At 72.2% G+C, this 2954-nt stretch carries 7 protein-coding genes and 1 pseudogene; 7 read left to right on the top strand and 1 reads right to left on the bottom strand.

Annotated elements, in window-relative coordinates; all coding sequences use genetic code 11:
- Positions 1-32 precede the first annotated feature (32 nt).
- Genes ACT4N8_RS03450 through gp17 form a run of 3 tightly spaced genes read left to right on the top strand, consistent with a single transcriptional unit; the run spans position 33 to position 1187 of the window.
- Positions 33-599: a head-tail connector protein gene (locus tag ACT4N8_RS03450; RefSeq protein WP_444856742.1), complete on the top strand. Its 567-nt coding sequence runs from the start codon at positions 33-35 to the stop codon at positions 597-599.
- Positions 592-807: a hypothetical protein gene (locus tag ACT4N8_RS03445; protein WP_444856741.1), complete on the top strand. Its 216-nt coding sequence runs from the start codon at positions 592-594 to the stop codon at positions 805-807. The genes ACT4N8_RS03450 and ACT4N8_RS03445 overlap by 8 nt, the downstream gene beginning before the upstream one ends.
- On the top strand, positions 804-1187 hold the full coding sequence (gp17, locus tag ACT4N8_RS03440) for a tail completion protein gp17 (RefSeq protein WP_444856740.1): 384 nt from the start codon (positions 804-806) through the stop codon (positions 1185-1187). Before ACT4N8_RS03445 ends, gp17 begins: the two co-directional genes overlap by 4 nt.
- Before the next feature lie 153 nt (positions 1188-1340).
- On the opposite strand, the gene ACT4N8_RS03435 is transcribed toward gp17, so the two are convergent.
- Entirely contained in the window at positions 1341-1664 is a 324-nt protein-coding gene (locus ACT4N8_RS03435; RefSeq protein WP_444856739.1) for a hypothetical protein, read from the bottom strand.
- A gap of 38 nt (positions 1665-1702) precedes the next feature.
- On the opposite strand from ACT4N8_RS03435, the gene ACT4N8_RS03430 reads away from it, so the two are divergent.
- The 4 genes and pseudogenes from ACT4N8_RS03430 to ACT4N8_RS03415 all read left to right on the top strand — a co-directional run.
- Positions 1703-2110 (top strand): phage major tail protein, TP901-1 family, encoded by a 408-nt coding sequence (locus ACT4N8_RS03430; protein WP_444856738.1) that lies wholly within the window; start codon positions 1703-1705, stop codon positions 2108-2110.
- Positions 2107-2433: a gene transfer agent family protein gene (locus ACT4N8_RS03425; RefSeq protein ID WP_444856737.1), complete on the top strand. Its 327-nt coding sequence runs from the start codon at positions 2107-2109 to the stop codon at positions 2431-2433. The genes ACT4N8_RS03430 and ACT4N8_RS03425 overlap by 4 nt, the downstream gene beginning before the upstream one ends.
- Complete coding sequence (locus ACT4N8_RS03420) at positions 2430-2624, top strand: phage tail assembly chaperone (protein WP_444856736.1); 195 nt, start codon at positions 2430-2432, stop codon at positions 2622-2624. The genes ACT4N8_RS03425 and ACT4N8_RS03420 overlap by 4 nt, the downstream gene beginning before the upstream one ends.
- Positions 2617-2954, top strand: a pseudogene (locus ACT4N8_RS03415) (tail tape measure protein); the annotation flags it as partial. The gene ACT4N8_RS03420 and the pseudogene ACT4N8_RS03415, both read left to right, overlap by 8 nt.

The raw sequence follows: 2954 nt of genomic DNA, 5'->3' as shown, positions 1-2954 counted from the left end.
GCCCCCCGCGCTTTTCGTGGGCGCGGGGCGCATTGTTGTTGGGCCCGCGCGCCGCCGCGGCGGCGCCGGCCCTGCCGGTCTCGCTCGCCGAGCTGAAGACCTATCTCCGGGTCGGCACGAGCGAGGAGGACGCGCTGCTCGTCGGCCTTGCCCGCAGCGCCGCCGGCTTGTGCGAAAGCTTCACCGGGCGCCTGCTGATCGCGCGGCGGATCGAAGAGGCCGTGCCCGCCTCGCGGCAATGGCGGCGGCTCGGCGCGGGGCCGGTCAGGGCGATCGAGGCGGTGGCGGCGCTCGACGAAACGGGTGAGGCCGAGCCGCTGGCCGCGGAGGCCTATGCGATCGATATCGACGCGGCGGGCGAGGGCTGGCTGCGGCTGGCGGCCGCGCGGAGCGAGAAGCGCTTGCGGGTCACCTATCTCGCCGGGCTGGCAAGCGATGCCAATGGCGTGCCCGAGGCGGTGCGGCAGGGGATCGTTCGGCTGACCGCCCATTTCTACGCCCATCGCGATCGCGCCGAGGCGGCCCCGCCGCCGGCGGCGGTGACGGCGTTGTGGCGGCCCTGGCGGCGGCTGACTCTGGGAGGGGGGAGCCATGTTTGAGGCGATAACGGGCCGCGTGGCGCGGATCGCCGAAGCCCGGGCAGCGGCACGGAGGCGAGAGCTCGCCGAGGAGGCGAGGAGCGCGTTGCCCGCCGGCGTGAGGATCGAGGAGAACGAGCGCGGGCTGGTCCTCGTCGGACGGCGGCTGGCCCGGCGCTTCGCGCTCGATCCGGCGCTGAGGTGGCTGTTCGCGGGGCTGGCGAAATGAGCGCGGGAGCGAGCCTGGCCAAGTCGGCGCTGGTCGCGCTGGCCGGCGTGGAGAGCCTGAGCGGCCGTTACGACGGGCCGCCGCTGACCGCCGCCTTTCCCCATGCGATCGTCGAGACCGGGGCGGAGAGCGACTGGAGCCACAAGAGCGGGGTCGGGCGGGAGATCAGGCTGGCGGTGACGATCCGCGACAAGGGCGAACGGCCGGACCGGCTGCGGCGGCTGATGGCGGCGAGCGAGATGGCGGTAATGGCGATCGGCGGCGAGGCGGACGGCTGGCGGATCGCGAGCCTGGTCTTCCTGCGCAGCCGGACGATGCGTGAAACCGGGCTCGGCTGGGCGGGGGTCAGCGAGTTCCGGGCCAGGATGCTGGCGGATTAGTGATCGAAGACGGCCGTCACGGCACCATTGTGCCGTGACGTCGGTCGGGCTCGGCCGGATTATGACCGGCCGCCCCGCCGTCCGGGCGGGTTCGACTCCGGCATCAGCTTCGGCGCCGCTTCGCGTCGGCGGGCGCTGTTGCCGGGCGAACCCTTAGCGCGGCTGCGCCATGGCGAAGCGTTCGCTGAAGTTGATCCGGGCGTCCTCGATTTCGAGGCCGGCCGATTCCTCGGCGGCGGCGCGGGCGATGCGGGCGGCGGTGTCGCGGCGGATGATCGCCTCGCGGTAGGCGGCCTCCTGCGCAGCGCATTGCTGCGGATATTGCGCCTCGAAATCGGACGGCGTCATCCGGGCGCTGACGCTCTGTTGAACGAAAGCCTGCAGGCATGCGGTGAAGGCTTCACGCGCCATGCGGGTGGTGTCGGTGGCCTGTCCCCCGACGGCCGCCAGCATCAGCGCGAGGAAAGACGAAAACATCGTTCCCTCCAATTGCTTAACGAGAAGGAGATTGCGCCATGAGCGCCGAAAAAGGAAGCGCTTTTCTGCTCAAGGTGGGCGACGGCGCCGCGCCGCCGGCTTATGCGACCGTGGCCGGGATGCGCACCACCCAGCTGAGCGTGAACGGCGAGGCGGTGAACGTCACCAGCAAGGATTCGGAAGGGTGGCGCGAGCTGCTCTCGGGCGCCGGCGTGCGCTCGGTCTCGGTCTCGGCGAGCGGGATCTTCACCGGCTCGGTTGCGGAGACGCGGATCAAGTCCAACGCGCTCGGCGGGCTGCTCGACGATTACGAGCTGAGCTTCGAGAGCGGCGAGCGGATGCGCGGGCGCTTTCTCGTCGCGCGGCTCGATTATTCGGGCGATTACAACGGCGAGCGGACCTACAGTCTGAGCCTCGAAAGCTCGGGCGAGGTGGCCGCGATATGAGGGCGGCCAATCCGGCGCGGGGCGAGGCGGCGATCGTGGTCGCCGGGGAGCGGCTGGTGCTGCGGCCGAGCTTCGAGGCGCTGGTCGCGGCCGAGGAGGAACTGGGGCCGCTCTTCGCTTTGGTCGAGCGGGCGGCGGAAGGGCGGCTGGCCTTGAGCGAGATGGCCGCCTTGTTCTGGCATTGCGCGGCGGAGCGGGGCGAGGGCTGCACACGCGAGCGGATCGGCGAAGCGATCGCCGAGGGCGGGCTGGCCAAGGCGACGCCGGTGCTGAAGACGCTGCTCACACAGATTTTGCAGGGTGCTTCGACGGGCTCAGCATGAGCGGACTGTTTAGCGACGGCGCGGCGCGGCTGGCGGGCCTGGCGGGCTTGCTGCTCGGGTGGCGGCCGGACGAATTCTGGGCGGCGACGCCGGCGGAGCTGGCGGCGGTGCTCGGCGCGACGGCGCCGGGGGAGGTTCCGGCCTCACCCGCCGATCTCGCCCGGCTGATGGAGATGTTTCCCGATGGATGAGGAAATCGAGCGGCTCGTGGTCAGCGTGCGGGCGGACACGGCGGGATTCGCGCGCGACGTGGCGGCGATGCGCGCGGAGCTGGACGGCCCGTTCGCGCAAGGCGCGGAGCAAGCGGGGCGCGTGCTGGAGAATGCGCTGGCGCGGGCGCTCAGGACCGGGCGGCTGGGCTTCGAGGAGCTGAAGCGGGCGGCGCTGTCGGCGCTGGCCGAGATCGCGGGCGCGTCGATCCGGAGCGGGCTCGGTGCGCTGCTCGGCGGGCTCGGCAAGACGCCGGCGCTCGGCGGTCTCTTCGCCAGCCTGTTGGGCGCGCCCGGGCGGGCGAAGGGCGG

The organism is Sphingosinicella sp., from assembly GCF_052387495.1.
Lineage (GTDB): Bacteria > Pseudomonadota > Alphaproteobacteria > Sphingomonadales > Sphingomonadaceae > Allosphingosinicella.
This window is presented reverse-complemented; position numbering and strand designations above follow the sequence as displayed.